The sequence below is a fragment of the Collinsella sp. TF10-11AT genome, assembly GCF_003437565.1.
Lineage (GTDB): Bacteria > Actinomycetota > Coriobacteriia > Coriobacteriales > Coriobacteriaceae > Collinsella.
This window is the reverse complement of record NZ_QSQW01000001.1, coordinates 262804-283200: the sequence shown is the minus strand read 5'-3', so window position 1 is coordinate 283200 and position 20397 is coordinate 262804. Positions and strand designations below refer to the sequence as shown.

Genomic DNA, 20397 nt, shown 5'->3' with positions numbered 1-20397 from the left:
GCGCGAGTGCGCAGGGAATAATATAACGGAGCTCCCATCCGGTGGCAAGAACTATTTTTTAAAAAGTGGCAACTTGCGACCCTATCGGCCCCCGATCCGGCACGAGCAGCACGTGAAAAGTCGCGTTTGTACCCCCGATGAACTGCACGTTCGCGTAAAATGTTCCCATTATGGGCAAATGGTGTCCAGGTAGTTTACGATGCGGCATCTGGGGGAGGGACATGTCGGACGCGCGCTCGCTGCGAAAACAGTTCAATCGCATGCTCGCCACGTTGCTGGTGGCGCTTGCTGCTGCCGGAGCCGTAACGTATGCTTGGTACATCTACAACGCCAACCGCCACATCACCGACGTCAAGATGGCCGCGGGCACGGGCGTGACCTTCCTTATCTCCAACGAGTACGACGGCGAATACAAAACCAACGCCGGCCTGAGCTTTACGGGTCTGCTCGATCCCGTCTCGACCGACAACGTGCTCAACGGCTTTCAAAAGGTAACGGGCTTTACCGGCGGAACCACCCAGGACTCGCTGTTTGCCAGCATGTTTGGTGCCGCAGAGCATTCCGACTACTACAAGACCTCCCTGTACCTGGCCACCAACTCTGCCGCGACCGACGTGTACCTGTCGGGCATCGACTTTACCGAGCAGGACCCGGCAAACCCCATCTCTACCGCTCTGCGGGTGGGCCTGGTTACCTATGCGCCGGGGCAGGGCGATACCGTTACGGGCCAGTACATCTTTGAGGTCTCGGGCGAGCGCAATCCCCAGGCGCGCTACAACACGCTCGACGGCAAGGATGCCGGCGAGAACGAGCAGAATCACCTGGTGCTCGACAGCACCCGCTCCGATGGAACAACGGTTCATTTTGACCAGCTGACCAGTGCAAACTTCTGTGACTACAACGAAGACACTGGCATCGTGAGCCTCAAGGAGGCTACGACCAAGATCTGCAGCCTGCCCGCCGCTGCCAAGGGCACCAACCGCAGCACGCCCGTGCGCGTGGATGTGTACGTGTGGCTGGAAGGCTGCGACCCCGACTGCACCAACAACCTGGCTGCTACCAGCTTGCAATCGCTGGCGCTGCGCTTTGCCGGTAAGCGTTCGTAAGGGGCCGGGGCATGAGTACATCGAACATCAAAGACATCCTAAGCTCGCGCCGTCGCATGGTTGCCGCGGCCGCATGGATGTTGGTGCTGGTAGCCGCCCTGAGTGCGGCCACATACGCCTGGTTTAGCAACTCGCGCTTCACCAACGTGACGCCCGTGGCGCACACGGTAAGCGACGAGGGGTCCGACCTGCAGATTGGCCTTTCGGCCAACGGGCCCTGGGACACAACGGCAACGCTTGCCGCCGCCGACAAGACGCTCTATCCCATCTCGACGGCAGACCTTTCCCGCTTTTGGCGCGGCACGTTCCAAAACGCCGCCGGCATCACGACCGACTACGCCGACTGCACCGCGCAGCTGGACGACTACGCCCTTTCGGGCACGCTGTACCTTAAGGGCAGCGATAGCGCGCTCAACGTGTACCTGTATCAGGGCCAGATGAGCGTGACGAACGACCCGCAGCTGCTGGCCGTGCTGCGTCTGGGCCTGGTCATTACAACTCAGTCGGGCACGCAAACGCATATCTTTACCTGCGACGATCTGGGCAACACCTCGGGCGCCACCAGTAGGCGTACCACCGCGCAAGACGGCGTGGTCGTGGCGCCCGGTGCCTCGGGCTGGACCTACACCGCCGACCCCGCGCGTGCCATAAGCGCTTACAGCATGGATGGCACCGGCGACACGCCCGCGGCGCGCGCAGGCGCCACGCCCATCTGCACGCTGGCCGCCAACGAGGTGGCAAGCGTTCGCTACGTTGTGTACATGGAAGGCTGCGACGCCAATTGCATCGACGAGGCTCAGGCTCGCGATGTGGTGCTGCAGCTTGCCTTTGCCGCGGCCAAGGCATAAGGGGGGCGAAGCGACATGGAAGACAAGAAGCACATGCCAGCAGATAACCGCAAGGCCAAAACCCAGAGCGCTAGCTCCGCGGCCCCCTCCAGCGCGTCCGTCGATCGCCAGGTCCTCGAGGGCGCCGCCGCCCGCCGTCACGCCCGTCGCGCGCGTGCCTACATCGCGCTCGTTATGGTGGCGCTCGCCGCCACTTTGGGCGCCGCGACCTACGCCTGGTTTACCAGCAACATGAAGGTCAACACCAACTCGGTGAGCGTGCACAGCGACACGTCCAAGCTGGTGCTAGAGCTGGGCGATGCCGATCGCGGCAGCTGGTCGCAGCAGGGCGACGTTTCCCTGACTTCCAGCGCGAATGGCGCCGTGACGCTCTACCCAGTCTCGACCTTTGACCTCAACGGCTTTGCCGCCTGCGCGCAAAACAACTCGGCCGGCGATGCCACGGTATTTGAGCAGGCAAAAGACAATGGCTCCGCGTTCTACCACGGCTGGATCGATCTGCGCCCCACCATTACCGGAACGGGCGCCAGCAAAGTAAAGGGTAAGGTCAGCTTGTATCTGGCCGAATCGCTGGTCCCGCAGGACGCCAACGCCGAGCTGCTGCGCGCAGCCCGTGTGGGCATTAAGATCTCGAGCGGCAACCAGGTACTTGCCGCCAACATCTTTGAGCTCGACAGCTCCGACGGCGGCCATCGCGACGAGCATCCCGCGACCGTCCCCGCGGGCCTGGCAGGCTATACCGAGGGCATGCTTTTGGGCTGGCAAAACGGCCAGCTCGCTTGCGGTACCAACGTGACGCAGGACCCCGCCGCCTTTACGCTGGACACGAGCGAGACGGCCACGCGCCCGCAAAACACGCTTGCCACGCTGGGGCTGGGCCAGACCTATCGTCTGGATATCTATTACTACATCGAGGGCACCGACCCCGATAGCGCCGACTACCTGCATCAAGACCCGGGCACCTTGCACCTGGCGCTCTTTGCGACCTTGGACGGTGAGTAGCAATGGCACACGCCACGCCCGACAACCGCCGCCCGACCACCGGCGCTCCGGTTGCCGCGCCCACCGATATCGACCTGCGCCGCAAGCTCACTACCACCGTGGTGCTGGTGCTGTTTGCGCTGGTGGCGATAGCCATGGCAACGTTCGCCTGGTTCTCCATCGCCGATAGCGCCAAGACCCGCATGCTCATGATCGACGCCAACGCCGACGGCTCGCTGCGCTTTGACCTAGACGAGCATGCCGCGTTCGAAGAGTACGTGCACAGCCTGGGCTTCGACCAGATCTCGGCACGCATCGCCAGCGAAAAGGGCGTGGACATCGATGCATCCAGGCTCAAGCCCGTCACCACGAGCGACTACCAGACTTTTACCTTCGAGGACGGCTCCACCGCCGATCCCGCGACCGGCGCCTACTTGGAGTTCACGCTGCACTTTATGAGCAGTACGGACCTGCGCGTTCGCCTGACCGGGCAGGACGGCGACGGCGGCGCGTCCGGCACGCGGTTTAGCTCCGACACGCAGGGCATGGCCAGCGCCATGCGCATGAGCTTTACCGCCGACGGCTACACCTGGGTCTACAACCCCAACGGAGGCGGGGGCTCGTCCGGTACGGCCACCGTCTTTGGGCTCGATTCGGGCGCTGCCACCGCGGCCAGCGATATGTTCGACCTAATAAAAGATACGGACAAGCCGGTAACCGTTCGCATATGGCTCGAGGGAACGGACCCAAATTGCACTAATATGCTAAAGGGAGCTAACTATTCGGTTTCGATGCGCTTTGAGGGCATCGAGGAACAGTAGATATGCACGGCGGCCATCGGGCCGCGCACGACCTAGACAGACACGGTAGTAAGGGACATCATGCAATCTGTTAAAAAAGCCGCATCCATCGCACTAAGCGTCGTCATGTGGATCATCATCCTGGTAGCGGCCCTGTACGCGTTCACCACGCTCGCCACGCGCGAGGACGGCAGCGTCTCGGACATCGCCGGCTTCACCCCGCTCGCCGTACAGTCCGACTCCATGGCGCCCACGTTTAACAAGGGCGACCTCATCGTCATCAAAAAGTGCGACACCTCCAAGCTCGAGGTGGGCGACATCGTGACGTTCCACACCATTATCGACAACGAGTACGCGCTCAACACGCACCGTATCGCCGCCATCGACGAGGTCAACGGCATGCGCAGCTTTACCACCAAGGGCGACAACAACGACGTGGCCGATACGCACATCATCAGCGACGGCGACATCGTTGGTAAGTACCTGTTCGCGTTGCCGCAGATGGGCAAGGTCATGGACTTCCTGTCCAGCTCCATGGGCTTCCTCATTGTGATTGTGCTGCCCATGCTGCTGTTCTTTATCTACCAGGTGTATCACCTCATCGTGGTTGGCATGAACCTTAAGCGCGCTATGGCCGAGGAGGACCGCCTGGCCGCCGCGGCTGCCATCGTGGATGCCGAGGGCAAGGGCGACACTACCGTCACCGCCGATAACGCCGCCGAGCAGCTCGCCCAGGCCGAGGCCAAGCTCGAGGAAGCCCGTCGTCTGAAGGCCGAGGCCGAGGCGGCGATGAACGCGACCAAGCAGGAGGATACCGACGGTGAGTGAGTTTCTGGGATTTGCCTGGGAGCTGCTGGCAAAGGTTGTCTACAACGTCGTTGCCGTTGTGAGCTCCATCCTTAACCTGCTGGTGTTTGGCTGGGTTGAGTACTTCAACATCTTTATGACCTACTTCACCACGTTTGACCTGGTGGGCAAGATCGGCGCGGTCATTCTGTTTGCCATGCTCATCGCGGTCCCCGTGCTGATCGTGGCCATCCTGGTCCACCGCTACCGCATCAACCGCCGCCTGCATCGCGACGACACGTCCAACAAGGCGCTCTATCGCGAGATCGGCCGCCTGAACAAGCAGGTGCTCGATCTTATGGACGAGAAGAACAAGCTGCTGGCGCTCAAGGTCAATGCCATGGGCGGTACCAAGCAGATTCCGTACGTGGGCGCCTCGGCTCTTGCCGACGATCACCTGCCGACGGTGGGCAACGTGGTGGGCGCCGCTGCGGGCGCGCCTGCGGGCGAGGGCGCCACGGCTGCCGTGGTGTCGGGCAACGCGTCGCTCGCGCTTGATGGCGCGGGCGTCAAGGACGCCGCGGCTGCCATGGCCAAGGCCACCGTCGAGGCCAAGACCCTTGCCGAGGAAAAAGAGATCGCCCAGGCCAACCGCTTTCCCAAGCTGTCCCTCGTGGACCTTAAGTACCGCGACTGGGAGTCGCCGGCCTACGACGATGCCATCTCGCTCGAGGACTTTGTCGACAGCTTCCGCGCGTTCGCCTGCAGCCAGATGAAGCTCTACTACACGCCCGAAATCATCCGCCGCTTTGTGGCCGGCATGGCCGCCTCCAAGCTGCTGATCCTGGAGGGCATCTCGGGTACCGGTAAGACCTCGCTGCCCTACAGCTTTAGCCGCTACCTGGATAACCCCGCGACCATCGTGTCGGTGCAGCCGAGTTTTCGCGATCGCACCGAGGTGCTGGGCTACTTCAACGAGTTTTCCAAGCGCTTTAACGAGACCGAGTTCCTGCGCGCCGTGTACGAGGCAGGCCTTCGCCAGGACCCGTCCATGATCGTGCTCGACGAGATGAACCTCGCCCGCGTGGAGTACTACTTTGCCGAGATCCTGTCGGTGCTCGAGATGCCCAGCCACGACGAGTGGGTGCTCGACTTGGTGCCCACCCAGTGGGCCGCCGACCCCAAGGCCCTGCACGACGGCAAGCTCACCATTCCCGACAGCTTGTGGTTTATCGGCACCGCCAACAACGACGACTCCACCTTTACCATCACGGACAAGGTGTACGACCGTGCGATCCCCATCGAGCTCAACGAGCGCGCCGACGCGTTTGAATGCGAGCCGCACGAGCGCGTGCACGTGACGGCCGACCACCTGCAGTATCTGTTCCAAAAGGCCAAGGTCGAGTACGTAATCGACGACGAGCTGCTCCAGAAGATGCACAAGCTGGACCAGTACCTGCAGACCCGCTTTAAGCTGGCCTTTGGCAACCGTATCATCAAGCAGATGTACGACTTTATCCCCGTGTACGTGGCGTGCGGCGGCACCGAGCTGGGCGGCATGGACTACATCATCGCCCGCAAGGTGCTCAAGAAGTTTGAGTCCATGAACGTGAGCTTTGTGCGCGACGAGATGAAGGGCCTGATCGAGTACATCGAGAAGACCTTTGGCGAGGGCGGCCTGCCCGATTCCGTCATGTACCTGCAGCGGATCCAGAACTTCTACTAATGCTGTAAATGCGGGGCGGCGTGATGTCGCCCCGCCCCTTTCCGATCGATCCAACCTATGGAGCATCCCATGTCCGAGACCATTCAGGACCTCTATACCAGCTTCTCCGAGCAGATGGAGCCCATCCAGGAGGACAGCCGCTACTTTCGCTATCTGTTTGAGATGGCGCAGGCCTCGGGCACCACGATCGAGCAGCAGCGCGAGGAGCTCGTCAAGGTGGTGGACGAGGAATGGATCAGCATGATCGAGGACTCGCTCGACGCCATCAATACCATTATCGAAAAGCCGCGCCGCTTTATCACCACCGAGGAAGAGGTGGTGCCGGTCTCGCTCGCCAAAAAGATCAGCGCCGACAGCGTCCGTCACCTGAGCCAGAACACGCAGTTCCTGGCGCCGAGCGACGATGGCGGCGTCCATCCCACGCGCATCCTCAACGTCAATACCGTCGAGACCTACGACCTGTACGAGAATCGCTTTATCTACCACCTGATTCAGCGCCTGCTGACGTTTGTGGACAAGCGCACCGACGTGATCTTTTGGTCTACGGGCAACGAGATCCGCAACCGCTTTAAGATGCACAGCAAGATCGACGATGCGTACGAAGAGATCGAGTACAACGTCGAGATGACGGTCAAAAACCGCCAGAGCTTTGCCGAGAACGACGCCGACAACATGGACGTCTTTATGCGCATCGACCGCGTGCGCCGTCTGGTCATGGCGCTGCGTGGCGCGTCGTTCTGCCAGATTATGAACGGTTGCAGTGCGGTCCGCAGCCCCATCCAGCGCACCAACCTCATCATGAAGGACCCCAACTACCGCAAGTGCTACCAGCTGTGGCAGTTTATGGAGCGCTACGACAAGGTGGGCTACAACATCGACGTGCAGCAGCAGGCGCTGGCGTTCGACGACGAGTACATGGTGCAGATGTACACCAACCTCATTAACAACTACACCGTCTTTAAGAGCCTGACCGATGACGAGCGCAACCTGCAGGAGCTCGAGAGTGTGCAACACGCGCCGGTGGCGCCCAAGTTTATTAAGGAGATTAAGGAGGAGCAGGTCGATAGCCCCGACCTGCCCGACGTCGAGGTCCGGCGCGTGTTTGTGGAGGAGGTCACGCAGGCCCAGCTCGATGCCGAGCAGGCGCTGACCGAGGCCCGCGAGCAGATTGAGGAGCTGCAGGGGCAGCTTACGTCCTGGAAGGTTCAGGCGCATGCGCTGACCGACGAGCGCGACGACTTGGCCGACGAGTTGGACGAGGCCAAAACGCGCGAGCTGGCGCTGACGCAACGCGCGCAGATGGCCGAGGCGGATGTTGAGGAGCTGCGAGGTTCGCTGGAGGATGTCGAGGCGGGCAAGAAGGCTGCCGAGGCCGACGCTGTCGAGGCGCGTGAGACCGCGGCGGCGCAGCTTGAGCAGATGCGCGCCGAGGCCGATGCCGAGGTGGCTGCCGCCCGGGCAGACGCGGACGCCAAGGTTGCTGCCGCCGAGCAGGCGGCTTCCGAGCAGGTCGCGCAGGTTAAGAGCGATGCTACTGCGGCCCTGGCCGCCAAGACGGCGGCCGACGCTGCCGAGCTGCAGGCCACCAAGGACACTGCTGCGGCCGAGCTCGCCGCCGTGCGCGAGGCCTCTGCCAAGGAGATGGCCGAGCTGCATGCCAAGTTGGACGCCGCCAAGCTGCAGATCGAGGAAGTGCAGCTGACGGCCGAACGCGATGCTCGCGCCGCGCAGGAGGCGGCCGACGCCTCGGCAGCCGCAGCGGAGCAGGCGCTCGCCGACACCGTTGCCGCGGCTGAGGCGAAGGTCTCCGCCGCCCAGCAGGCCGCCGATGCCGCAATCGATGCTGCCCGCGTTGCCGCCGACTCTGCCGTTGAGCAGGCTGCGGTGGATGCCAACGAAAAGGTCGCCGCCGCTGCCGCCGAGCGCGACACCGCCACGCGTGCCGCCGAGGAGGCCCGTGCCGACGCCGATGCACGCATTGCCGCGGCCGAGCTCGAGGCGGGGGAGCGAATCGAGCAGGAGGTCGCCGCCGTCCGTGCCGCTTGCGAGCGCGAGGTCGAAGCTGCTCGCGCGGAGATGCAGCAGCGCTTGGCCTCGTTGGCGCACGAGCTGGAACAGGCCGAGCGCGATCGCGCCCGCGCCGAGCGCCGTGCCGAGGGCAACAGCCTGTCGCGCTATCTGCTGGCTCGCTTGCGCGGAGAGGCCGCCGAGGGCGATGTCGCCACGACCGTTGAGGGAGATGAGACCGACGTTTCGGCATCTGACGCCACTGACGTCGAGCCTTCCGCAAAGGACGCCGACAAGTGATGAAGCACGTGCTCCGCGTGATCAACGTGCTGGCGACCGTGGTGATCCTGGTCGCCTTTGTGGTGCTGCTGCGCACGGTGTTCACGCCCGCCGGCGAGATCCCCACCATCATGGGCTATGGCTTTATGCGCACGCTGACCGGCTCTATGGAGCCGGCGATTCCCGTGCACTCGTTTATCGTCGTCGATACCGACAACAGTCAGGCCTACCAGGTGGGTGACATCATCACCTTCCATTCGTCCGATGACGCGCTGGAGGGTTCACTCAACACGCACCGCATCGTTGCCGTGGAGGCCGCGGCCGACGGCACGCCGGTCTACCGCACCAAGGGCGATGCCAATCCGGTCGAGGACGCCGCGCCCGTGCCCGCCGCCGACGTGGTGGGCCGCGTGGTCTTTGTCTCGGCGGGGCTGGGCGTGGTGGTCTCGTTGCTCACCAATCCGCTGCTGTTCTTTCCGCTTATCGTGGTGCCGCTGATCGTGCTGCTGGTGCTCGAGATTCGCCATATGGTCAAGACAACGCAAGAGGTGGCACGCGCCGAGGACGAGGCCGCCCTGCGCGCAGCCGTGGAGCAGATTCGCGAAAAGCGCCGTCGCGAGCAGGAGGAGCAGGGCGACGCCGGTGACGAGGGCGATGCCGACGGTGGCCATACCGATGAAAGTGCGGAAGCCGATCCCGGCGCCCCAGGCGATTCCAACCGCTCGGCATAGCTCTTCGGTGCCTTTCGTCCCTGCAATTTGGATGCTCGTAGATGTTCCGAATCGCCCGCATTTCCGTATCAATATTCGTGCTACAGTTTGAGCGCTTTGTTGCCAATTGATTTCTGGGGAGTGGGATGGAACAGAAGCGCTCGGCGCAGTGTGCACGTGAAAGGGCTTCGGTACCGATGACGGCGGCGTCTGATTTTATCGTGCCCGAGGGGACTGACGAGCTGAGCCGCAGCACCCGCCGCGCATGGCGCGACCGCCTCAACGACGCCCAGGCGCGCAAGATGGCCCTGGGTACGCTCGCCGCGTTTGCCGGCGGTACGTTTTGGGGTTTTTCTGGCACCAGCGCCAGCTACCTCTTTGACGTGTGCCATATCGAGACGTTTTGGCTGATGAGCGTGCGCCAAGTTATCGCTGGCCTGCTCTTTATGTTCGTTGTGCTCAGAAAAGACCGCGACCGCTTGATCGAGCTGTGGACTACCCCCGCCGATCGCAAGCAGCTTATTCTGTTTACGATCTTTGGCCTGCTGTTCAACCAGCTTTGCTATCTGTCAGCCGTGCGCCTGACCAACGCGGGTACCGCGACTGTCTTCCAGTGCCTGCAGCTGGTGGTCGTCATGGGGTATGCCTGCGTCACCGCGCATCGACTGCCGCGCACGCGCGAGGCTCTTGGCATTTTGCTCGCATTGGGCGGAACGTTTTTGATCGCCACGGGCGGCGACCCCAGTACGCTCAACATCTCGCCGATGGGCCTGCTCTCGGGCCTTTTGTGCGCAGTGGGCGGTGCCTGCATAGCAATCATCCCTGCCGGAATCCTCAACAAATACGGTAGCCCGGTCGTCACGGGCTCGGCCATGCTTTCGGCGGCAATCGTGATGAGTATCTTTACCCAGCCGTGGGCGCATATGCCGGCGCTCGGCCCCTCGGGTGTCGGCGCGCTCGCGATATTTATTGTGGTGGGGTCGTTCTTCGCCTATATGTTCTACATGCAGGGCGTTAAGGAGATTGGCTCGGTGCGCGCGAGCCTCCTTGGAACCATGGAGCCGGTTTCGGCCACCATCACCAGCGCCCTTATGCTGGGAACGGTGTTTTTGCCCACCGACCTGGCGGGCTTTGCCATGATTATCGCGATGGTGTTTTTGACGGTGTAGCTGGCGCCAAGACGGAAAAGGCGTTGTGCCACATTTTCGCCAATTGATGTCCGTGTCTGGAGTTTAGCTGTCGATGCTCAAAATGCCATAAACTAGTAACGTTATGGACTTTTTCATTGCGACTCAATTGCGAGGATTTCTTTATGGCTGGTAATCACTTTAAGGGCAGCGATAGCGGCCGTCCTGCAGTTCCGCCGCGTCCGAACGGGGCTGGTAAGGCCGGCACGCCGGGCGGCGCTGGGCAGGGCGGTTCCGGTAAGCGCGTGTCCCCGGGCGAGACGGCGATGTTTACCGCTCTGTACGAGCAGTCTCAAAAGGCAAAAAAGACCGGCCGTGCAAGAGGGAATGTCTTTGCGGGCGGTGCAACCTCCACGTCGCAGCCGAGCGGGGCCCCTTCGATACCTGCGAACAACGCAGGTGCTGCCAACGCCGCGAATACCGCCGGCAACGTTAATGCCGGCAAGGCCGCCAACAATACTCCCTCTGCCGGTGGCGCGGGGCTTACGGGTAACCTTGGCACGATTTACACCGGCGCCTCCGAGACTGGCACGTTCGCCCGCCTGGATGATAGCGGTGCCGAGTTTGCGGGCTCGGGTTCCAAGGAAGATTATTACGATTTTGGCTTGAACTACGGTAGCGACGCTTCGTCGAGTTCGACCTCTGACGGTCTGGTCCGTCATCGCCATCGCAAGGGCGAACGCAAAAAGCGTCACACCGGCGCCATTATTGCCGCTGTAGTCGCGGTGCTTCTCGTTGCGCTTGGCGCAAGCGGCTTTATGCTGCTTAACTCGGCAAAGACCGTAAAGAGTGAAGCGAAGGAGGCCGTCGAGATTGTCGGTGGCCTTAAGGACAAGGTCACGTCGGGCGATTTTTCGACGCTGCCTGACGACGCGAAGAAGATTGATGAGCTTTGCGACAGCATGAAGGCGGAGACCTCGAGCCCGCTGTGGACGGCGGCTTCGTTTATCCCGGTGTATGGCAGCGACATCAATGCGGCCCGCACCATGATCGACGCCCTGTCCGATGTCTCGAGCAATGCGCTGGTTCCCATGGCCGATAACCTTTCGCAGGCCACGCCCGGCAAGCTGTTTCAGGACGGCATGATTAACGTGTCCGCGCTGCAGGCGGTCGCCGATTCGCTTTCCAGCAGCTCGAAGGTGTTCAAGAGCGCCAACGAGAAGATCCAGGGCATTGGCGATACTCATATTTCCCAGGTGACCGAGCTGGTCGATAAGGCCAAGGACGGCTTTGCCACCCTCAACGGCGCGGTTGACGCGGCGGAGAAGGTCGCCCCCGTCCTTCCGCAGATGCTCGGCGCCAACGGCCAGACGCGCAACTACCTTGTGTACGCCATGAACAACGTCGAGATTCGTGCCTGCGGCGGCTTTGGCGGTTCGCAGGGCCTGATTTCGGTCACCGACGGCCAGATGTCGATTGGCGAGTTTGTTCCCCGCATTGGACTCAGCGAGGATGAGGCAGTCGAGAGCGTCGACGAAGAGGATGAGGCGCTGTTCGGCAACCACAGTAACCTGTACAACTCGGGCAATACCTATTCGCCTGATTGGCCCCGCAACTCGCAGCGTGTCGCAGCCCTGTGGAAATCTCAATATGGCCAGGACGTTGACGGCGTCGTGGGTATCGACCCGGTGTTCCTGCAGTATCTGCTGGGCCTGGTCGGTAACGTGTCGCTGCCCGACGGAACGGTTGTCGACGGCACCAACGCCGCAAAGGTCCTCATGCACGATGTGTACTGGAACTATCCGGTCGAGGAGTCGGACGGCATCTTTGCATCCGTCGCCAGCGCTGCCTTCGACAAGATCCTTGGCGGTATCGGCGATGTCGATGTTACGAAGCTTGTCAGCGCCGTTGAGCGCGGTGCCGAAGAGGGCCGCCTGATCGCGTGGATGAAAAACGATGACGAGCAGAACGCTATCAAGGAGATGAACATCGACGCCTCGCTGCCCGATCCGGATGACCCGAGTGAAGATCCCGTTGCTGGTGTCTACTTTAACAACCTGAGCTTCTCCAAGCTCGACTGGTACCTGAATGCCGATACGCAGATTGGCCAGGGCATCAAGAACGGTGACGGCACATGCTCGTATCGCATCACCGTTACCCTGACGAACATCATGACGCAGGAGGAGGCCGGCAAGCTGCCCGACTACGTCGCGGCGAGCGCGCCCGATGCCGCGCGCGACGACGAGCGTCTGAATGTCTCGTTGTTTGCCCCGACGGGCGGCAACATTACTGATCTGACCGTCGAGGGCACCCAGTTTGGTCTTGGCGCCGCTACGTGGCATGGAATCCCCTTCTATTCGGGCACCGTTGACCTGCATGCTGGCGAGACGACGACGATCACATATACGCTGACCACGTCAGCCGAGGCGGGGGACAAGCCGCTTACGCTGCGTCAGACTCCTACATGCCAGGCGGCTCGCGACAGCGCGTCGGCGTAGGGTTTTTCTGGTAGCGCAGATAATCGAGTACCATTTTGGGGCGGACAGGCAATCTGTTCGCCCCTATTTTGTAAGGAGAGCGCATGAAGTACTTTGGCACCGACGGCTTTCGCGGTGAGGCTAACGTTGGGCTGACGGTAGAGCACGCTTATAAGATTGGCCGTTTTGTGGGCTGGTATTACGGCGCCAACCGCGAGCGCAAGGCGCGCATCATCGTGGGTAAGGACACGCGTCGCTCGAGTTATATGTTCGAGGCGGCGCTGGTGAGTGGCCTGGTCGCGAGCGGTGCGGACGCCTATATGCTGCACGTGATCCCCACACCGGGTGTAGCGCATCAGACCGTGGAAGGCTGCTTCGATTGCGGCATCATGATCAGCGCGAGCCACAACCCGTTTTGCGATAACGGCATTAAGCTCGTCAATAGCGACGGTTTTAAGATGGACGAGGACGTACTGGAGCTCATCGAGGACTACGTCGATGGCAAGAGCGAGGTGCCGCTGGCCACGGGCAACCACATCGGCGCCACGGTGGACTACATGCAGGGCCGCAACCGCTACATTGCCTCGCTCATCGCCAGCGCGAACTTTTCGCTGCAGGGCGTCAAGATCGGCATCGACTGCGCCAACGGCTCGGCGTCCTCGGTGGCCAAGCCGGTGTTCGACGCGCTGGGCGCCGACGTGCGCGTGATCAATGCCGCGCCTGATGGTTTTAACATCAACGTCGACTGCGGCTCTACGCATATGGAGCGCCTGCAGCGCCACGTGGTGGAGCAGGGCCTGGACGTGGGCTTTGCCTATGACGGCGATGCCGACCGCTGCCTGGCCGTGGACGAGCGCGGCCGTGTGGTCGACGGCGACCAGATCCTGTACGTGTGCGGCGTGTACCTGAACAAGCACGGTCGCCTTTCGGGCGGTACCGTGGTGCCGACGATCGCCAGCAACTTTGGCCTGATCAAGTCGCTGGAGCTTGCCGGCCTGAGTGCCGTGACCAGCGGCGTGGGCGACCGTCACGTGTATGCCAAGATGCGCGAGGGCGGCTACAGCCTGGGTGGCGAGCAGACGGGCCATACGATCTTTGGCGATATCGAGCGCACGGGCGACGGCATTATGACCTCGTTGCGCGTGATGGAAGTGATTCGTGCCGAGCGCGAGACGCTCTCGCAGCTCACGGCTCCGTGCAAGCTGTTGCCGCAGGCGCAGGTTGCCGTGCGCGTGGCGGACAAGGACGACGCGCTGGGCAACATGGGCGTGCAGGCCGCCGTCGCCGAGGCCGAGGCGTCGCTGGCGGGCGAGGGCCGCGTACTGGTGCGCAAGAGCGGAACCGAGTCGGTGATTCGCGTTTTGGCCGAAGCCCCCGACCAGGCAGCCGCCGACGCCGCCATGAAGCGCATCGCCAACGCGCTGGAGGCTCTTTAGTTACGCGGTTTTACCAAACCGCGTAACTGCTCGACGCTGCAAACGGCCTCAAGCGGCAATCTGACGTTCAATTTCAAGGGCGTGACCAGAAGGTCAGCGCCCTTTCATTTCACGTCACCTTGCTCGCTTGGGGCCGTTTTCGCTGACGTTGCTAAGACATTGGCGTCAACATGGTTGGCGTTGGCGATGGCGTGCTGGTCAATCCTTACAGCTGGTAGAGCGTGGTGAACTTGTCCTGCAGGTAGCTGCAGTAGTAGCGGGCATCAAAGTCCATGCCGCAGGCGCCCTTGATGAGCTCCGGTGCGTCCCTGGCGCGGCCCCACTGCCAAATGTGCTCGCCCAGCCAGGCACGGACGGGTGCCAGATCGCCGCTCGCGCAGGCACCGGTAAGGTCGACGCCGTCGCGGCACATGGCCGGCACAAACATGGCGTCGTAGGCACTGCCCAGCGCATAGGTGGGGAAGTAGCCAAACGAGCCGCCGCTCCAGTGCGTATCCTGCAGGCAGCCACGCGTGTCGTTGGGAACCGGAATGCCCAGGTACTCTTCCATAAAGCGGTTCCAAAGCGCGGGGATGTCCTTGGCCGTGGCCTCGCCGGCAAACAGCATGCGCTCAATCTCGTAGCGCACCATAATGTGCAGCGGATAGGTGAGCTCGTCCGCCTCGGTGCGGATCAACGACGGCTGAGCGATGTTCACGGCATGGTAGAGCGTATCCTCGTCCACGCTGCCATAGACCTCGGGCGCGTGACGGCGCAGCACCTCAAGCAGCGGGCCCATAAAGGCGCGGCTGCGGCCCACGGTGTTCTCGAAAAAGCGGCTCTGGCTCTCGTGGATGCCCATGGAGGTGCCGCCCTCCAGGCAGGTGCGCGCGTAGGCGGGGTTCACGCCCAGCTCGTACATGGTGTGACCGGCCTCGTGGATGATGCTGTAGACGTTGGAGATGCAGTCGTCCTCGTAGATGTGCGTCGCGATGCGCGCGTCGCCCACGGCAAAGCCCTCGCTAAACGGGTGCTCGGTAAAGGCAAGCGTGGTGTCGTTCAGGTCCAGGCCGACGAGCTTCATAAGGTCGAAGCTCATGGCGCGCTGGGCGGCCTCGGGCACGCGGGCGTGCAAAAAGTCGGCAGCGGGCTGCTGGCCGCGCTCGCCGATGGCGTGCACGAGCGGCACGACCGTCGCCTTGACCTCATCGCAAAACGCATCGAAGCTCTTGGCGGAAAGGCCGCGCTCGTACTGGTCGAGCCAAACATCGTATGGGTCGCGCTTGGGGTCCATGAGCTCGGCCTGATGCTTAAGTTGGGCGACGATTCTATCCACATAGGGCTCAAAGCTCGCCCAGTCATTGGCCGTCTTGGCCTTGTGCCACACGGCGTCGGCCTCGCAGGTGAGCCTGGTCCAGGCCTCGGCCTCCTCGGTGGGGATGGCGCTTGCCTCGCGCTGGTCGCGGCCGAGCACGCGGATCTCATCGACCAGCTGCGGGTCGTCGATCTTTCCGCCCGCGACCGTCTCACGCGCGAGAGAGCGCACAAGCTCAACAGACTTTTTGCTGGTCAGGAGTTTGTGATGTTCGCCGGCAAGGGTGCCCATAGCATCGGCGCGGGCCGCGGCGCCGTTGGCGGGAGCAATGGTTGCGCCGTCAAACTCGGCAATCTTGAGCAGGTACTCGCGGGTCCACAGCTTGCCCTCGAGCTTGCGGAATTTTTTGACGGCCTTATCGACCTTCATGCCTTTGGGCGTCTTGCCCGCTGCGGGCTCGGCCTTCTTATCGTGCTTCTTTCCCATACCATATCCTTGATCTCGTGAGCCGAGCGCCTCGGGTGGGCGCGCGGCCAGTTTGCACAGCTACCTGCCTTGTACCCAGCACGAACAAAACGGAACGCGGCGATACGCCCACACAATGTGGTATCCTGTAGCCCAATGCGTTGACGGAGAGGGTTTTGCCCGCCGCGTCGCCGGCAAGAGAGGGAAGGTCATGGGCTGCAAGCCTTCCTGCGGTGGCAAGGGCCAAGCGTTCACTCCCGAGCAGCGACCTCAACGGGCGCGCGGCTAGCGGCGGCGAAGCCCCAGTAGGGAAGCCGTGAGCCTCGCGATAAGGGGCGCAGAGTGGGCACGGCGGGCCAGACATCCGCCGGGTCAAACAAGGTGGTACCGCGGAATTCAACCGTCCTTGGGCAATGCACACGCCCGAGGACGGTTTTTTTATTACCGAACCGGGCCGCACATTCGTAAGCATCGGGCGGTGCCAGCCGCCCCGGCAAGCGGATGCGCGAGAGACGAAAGGGAAGACATGAGTCTGATTGATGATCTGGTCAAACTCGAGGAAGAGGCCAAGGAGCTCGTCGCAGGCGCCGACGACGCCGAGAAGCTTGAGGCCGCGCGCGTCGCGCTGCTCGGCCGCAAGGGTCGTATCACCGGCCTGATGCGCATGATGGGCAAGCTCGCCCCCGAGGATCGTCCCGTCATGGGCAAGCGCGCCAACGAGATGCGCCAGCTGATCGAGGGCATGCTTGACGAGCGCACCACCGAGATGAAGGCTGCCGCCCTCAAGCACGCACTCGAGCACGAAGCCGTCGACATCACGCTGCCGGGCATCCGTCCGCAGATCGGCCACCAGCACCTGATCAAGCAGATTATCGAGGAGGCCGAGGACATCTTCTGCGGCATCGGCTACACCGTCGAGTCCGGCCCCATGGTCGACACCTCCTACTACAACTTCACCGCGCTCAACGCCCCCATGGATCACCCGAGCCGCTCGGCCCGCGATACCTTCTACGTGGTCGACAACAACCCCGGCAGCGTCGCGCACCCCGAGGCTCACGCCCACGGCGAGTCCGACGTGCTGCTGCGCACCCAGACCTCGGGCGTGCAGATCCACACCATGGAGTCGCAAAAGCCGCCCATCTACATGATCTGCCCGGGCACCGTCTACCGTCCCGACACGGCCGACGCCTGCCACCTGCCGCAGTTCAACCAGATCGAGGGCTTGGTCGTCGACGAGGGCATTACCTTTGGCGATCTGAAGGGCACGCTCGACTACTTTGTTAAGTGCATGTTTGGCGAGGACCGCAAGACGCGCTACCGTCCGCACTTCTTCCCCTTCACTGAGCCCAGCTGCGAGGTGGACGTGAGCTGCCACGTGTGTGGCGGCAAGGGCTGCAACTTCTGCAAGCACAGCGGCTGGATCGAGATCCTGGGCTGTGGCATGGTCGACCCCAACGTGCTCATCAACTGCGGCATCGACCCCGAGAAGTACACCGGCTTCGCCTTTGGCATTGGCGCCGAGCGCGTCGCGGCCCTGCGCTACGACCTGCCCGACCTGCGAACTCTCATGACGGGCGATATGAGATTCCTGAATCAGTTCTAGGCTGCGGCTTGCCCAAGCACGGCACCTCGGCGCTCATTCGTCGCTTGCGTACCAAAGTACGCGGCGCTCCTCTTTCGGGCCGATCTGCCGCACTTGGACAACCCTCGCTTTGTAAGGAATGTTCACAAAGTTGAAGTTTCCACCTGCATTTCTTCGCAGGCTTTCAGTATGAAAGGAGAGCTAGATGCGTGTTTCTTACGACTGGCTCAAGACCATGATCGATATTCCGGAGGATCCCAAGACCCTTTCGGACGAATATATCCGTACCGGCACCGAGGTCGAGGCGATCGACACCGTGGGCGAGTCCTTCGACCACGTGGTGACCGCCAAGGTGCTCACCAAGGCCCCACACCCCGATAGCGACCACATGTATGTGTGCTCGGTCGACGTGGGCGACAAGAACCTCGACGCCGACGGCAACCCCGCTCCGCTGCAGATTGTCTGCGGCGCGCAGAACTTCGAGGCCGGCGACCACATCGTCACGGCCATGATCGGCGCTGTCCTGCCCGGCGACGTCAAGATCAAGAAGAGCAAGCTCCGCGGCGTCGTGTCCATGGGCATGAACTGCTCCGCGCGCGAGCTCGGCCTGGGCGGCGACCACTCCGGCATCATGATTCTGCCCGAGGACACGCCCTGCGGCATGCCGTTTGCCGAGTACGTGGGCTCGAGCGACACCGTGCTCGACTGCGAGATCACGCCCAACCGCCCCGACTGCCTGTCCATGATCGGCATGGCCCGCGAGACCGGCGCCATCTTCGACCGCGATTTCCACGTTGAGCTGCCCGCCATCAAAACCGAGACCGGCCGCGCGACCGACGACGAGCTTTCCGTCGAGATCGCCGACGAGGGCCTGTGCGACCGCTACGTTGCCCGCATCGTGCGCAACGTGAAGGTCGGCCCGTCGCCCGACTGGATGGTCAAGCGCCTTAACGCCCTGGGCGTGCGCCCGCATAACAACATCGTCGACATCACCAACTACGTGATGATGCTCACCGGTCAGCCGCTGCACGCCTTTGACCTGTCCACCTTTGCCGAGCGCGAGGGCAGGCGTCGCGTGGTGGTTCGCGCCGCCCAGCAGGATGAGAAGTTCACGACGCTCGACGGCGAGGAGCGCACGCTCGACGCTGGCATGGGCCTTATCACCGATGGCGAGCGCCCCGTGGCGTTGGCCGGCGTTATGGGCGGCATGGATTCCGAGATCGAGGACGACACCGTCGACGTGATGGTCGAGAGCGCCTGCTTCAACGCCGGTCGCACCTCGCACACCAGCCGTGACCTGTCGCTGATCTCCGACGCCTCCATTCGCTTTGAGCGCCAGGTCGACGAGACCGGCTGCGTGGATGTTGCCGATGTTGCCTGCGCGCTCATCGAGGAGATCGCCGGCGGCGAGGTCGCTCCCGGCTACATCGACGTGTTCCCCGCGCCCAAGACCATCGACAGCATTAAGCTGCGCCTGGCCCGCGTGCACGCCATCTGCGGCGCCGACATCGAGCCCGACTTTATCGAGCGCTCGCTCACCCGCCTGGGCTGCACCGTCGAGCGCGACGGCGAGGACTTTATGGTCACTCCGCCGAGCTTCCGCCCCGACCTGCCGCGCGAGATCGATCTGATCGAGGAGGTCCTGCGTCTGTGGGGCATGGGCCGCGTGACGGCGACCATCCCGGCTGCCAAGAACCACATCGGCGGCCTGACCCGCGAGCAGAAGCTCACCCGCAAGGTCGGCGAGATCCTGCGCGCCTGCGGCCTCAACGAGACCACGACTTTTGGCTTTGCCGCCCCGGGCGACCTGGAGAAGATCGGCATGTCCACCGAGGGCCGCGGTTGCCCCGTGGTGCTTATGAACCCGCTGGTAGCCGAGCAGACCGAGATGCGTCGTTCGCTGCTGCCGGGCCTGCTGCAGTCCGTTGCCTACAACGAGGCCCACGGCACGCCCAACGTGCACCTGTACGAGGTCGGTAGCCTGTTCCACGGCCGCGAGAACGCCAGCCTGCCCAAGGAGACCAAGTCCGTGGCGGGCGTGCTTTCGGGCCAGTGGAGCGAGCAGTCTTGGAACATGAAGTACCGCAAGCTGCGCTTCTTCTTTGGCAAGGGCATTGTCGAGGAGCTGCTCGCCCAGCTGCGCATCGAGAAGGTTCGTTTCCGTCCCGCTGAGGGCGAGGGCTACGCTTTCTTGCAGCCGGGCCGCGCCGCCGAGGTCCTCTCCGGCGGTACCGTGCTGGGCTGGGTCGGCGAGATCCACCCCGAGGCGCGCGAGGCGATGGGCATCGATGAGGTCGTCGTTGCCTTTGAGCTCGATCTGGACAAGCTGATCAAGGGCGCCCGCAATCAGGAGAACTACCGCGAGTTCTCGCAGTACCCTGCTGTTGAGCACGACCTTGCCATTGTGGTCGACAATGCCGTGACCTGCGAGGATCTTGAGCGCCGTATTACCAGCGCCGGCGGCAAGTTGCTCGAGGGCGTGCGCCTGTTCGACGTCTACCGCGATCCCATCCGCATCGGAGCGGGCAAAAAGTCCATGGCCTTTGCGCTTACGTATCGCTCCGACGACCACACGCTCACCAGCGAAGAGGTCGAGAAGGCGCACCAGAAGATTGTCACCAAGGTGTGCAAGGGCGTAAACGGCGAGGTCCGCGGCTAGGGCTTGCGATGGGAGCGTAGGGCCTGATGGCGGTTGCTGCGGAGCCCTGCGCGACCGCGGTGTTCGGAATAAGGCACCGTTGACCCTGCATATATGACACGCGCATTACATAAC

The 20397-nt window shown here is 62.7% G+C and carries 14 protein-coding genes; 13 read left to right on the top strand and 1 reads right to left on the bottom strand.

Annotated features, from left to right (window positions below; all coding sequences use genetic code 11):
• The first annotated feature begins 221 nt into the window (after nt 1–221).
• From DXC99_RS01245 to glmM, 11 genes are all read left to right on the top strand, one after another.
• The gene (locus tag DXC99_RS01245) at nt 222–1106 is read left to right on the top strand and encodes a hypothetical protein (protein WP_117629013.1); all 885 of its coding nucleotides are present in this window, start codon (nt 222–224) and stop codon (nt 1104–1106) included.
• 11 nt (nt 1107–1117) lie between these two features.
• Nucleotides 1118–1954 carry a hypothetical protein gene (locus DXC99_RS01240; RefSeq protein WP_117629012.1) on the top strand — a complete coding sequence of 279 codons (837 nt, stop codon included), beginning with the start codon at nt 1118–1120 and terminating at the stop codon, nt 1952–1954.
• Nucleotides 1955–1969: 15 nt separating this feature from the next.
• On the top strand, nt 1970–2956 hold the full coding sequence (locus DXC99_RS01235; protein ID WP_117629011.1) for a hypothetical protein: 987 nt from the start codon (nt 1970–1972) through the stop codon (nt 2954–2956).
• Nucleotides 2957–2958: 2 nt separating this feature from the next.
• The gene (locus DXC99_RS01230; RefSeq protein ID WP_117629010.1) at nt 2959–3756 is read left to right on the top strand and encodes a hypothetical protein; all 798 of its coding nucleotides are present in this window, start codon (nt 2959–2961) and stop codon (nt 3754–3756) included.
• 60 nt (nt 3757–3816) lie between these two features.
• On the top strand, nt 3817–4563 hold the full coding sequence (locus tag DXC99_RS01225; protein WP_117629009.1) for a signal peptidase I: 747 nt from the start codon (nt 3817–3819) through the stop codon (nt 4561–4563).
• Nucleotides 4556–6247: a hypothetical protein gene (locus DXC99_RS01220; protein WP_117629008.1), complete on the top strand. Its 1692-nt coding sequence runs from the start codon at nt 4556–4558 to the stop codon at nt 6245–6247. The genes DXC99_RS01225 and DXC99_RS01220 overlap by 8 nt, the downstream gene beginning before the upstream one ends.
• Nucleotides 6248–6316: 69 nt before the next feature.
• On the top strand, nt 6317–8554 hold the full coding sequence (locus DXC99_RS01215; RefSeq protein ID WP_158551572.1) for a DUF2357 domain-containing protein: 2238 nt from the start codon (nt 6317–6319) through the stop codon (nt 8552–8554).
• Nucleotides 8554–9264 (top strand): signal peptidase I, encoded by a 711-nt coding sequence (locus tag DXC99_RS01210; protein ID WP_117629006.1) that lies wholly within the window; start codon nt 8554–8556, stop codon nt 9262–9264. Before DXC99_RS01215 ends, DXC99_RS01210 begins: the two co-directional genes overlap by 1 nt.
• 125 nt (nt 9265–9389) lie before the next feature.
• Nucleotides 9390–10412, top strand: coding sequence for a DMT family transporter (locus DXC99_RS01205; protein ID WP_199408834.1), 1023 nt, complete (start codon nt 9390–9392; stop codon nt 10410–10412).
• A 143-nt stretch (nt 10413–10555) separates the two neighbouring features.
• On the top strand, nt 10556–12868 hold the full coding sequence (locus DXC99_RS01200) for a DUF4012 domain-containing protein (RefSeq protein ID WP_117629004.1): 2313 nt from the start codon (nt 10556–10558) through the stop codon (nt 12866–12868).
• Nucleotides 12869–12951: 83 nt separating this feature from the next.
• Nucleotides 12952–14283 carry a phosphoglucosamine mutase gene (gene glmM, locus DXC99_RS01195; protein ID WP_117629003.1) on the top strand — a complete coding sequence of 444 codons (1332 nt, stop codon included), beginning with the start codon at nt 12952–12954 and terminating at the stop codon, nt 14281–14283.
• A 205-nt stretch (nt 14284–14488) separates the two neighbouring features.
• Here glmM and DXC99_RS01190 read toward each other — a convergent pair whose 3' ends face one another.
• Nucleotides 14489–16063 (bottom strand): carboxypeptidase M32, encoded by a 1575-nt coding sequence (locus DXC99_RS01190; protein WP_117629002.1) that lies wholly within the window; start codon nt 16061–16063, stop codon nt 14489–14491.
• A gap of 505 nt (nt 16064–16568) precedes the next feature.
• Between DXC99_RS01190 and pheS the strand changes: the two genes are divergently transcribed.
• Nucleotides 16569–17645, top strand: a complete 1077-nt coding sequence (gene pheS / locus DXC99_RS01185; RefSeq protein WP_089572718.1) for a phenylalanine--tRNA ligase subunit alpha — start codon at nt 16569–16571, stop codon at nt 17643–17645.
• A 184-nt stretch (nt 17646–17829) separates the two neighbouring features.
• Nucleotides 17830–20283, top strand: a complete 2454-nt coding sequence (gene pheT / locus DXC99_RS01180) for a phenylalanine--tRNA ligase subunit beta (protein WP_117629001.1) — start codon at nt 17830–17832, stop codon at nt 20281–20283.
• The last annotated feature ends 114 nt before the right edge of the window (nt 20284–20397 follow it).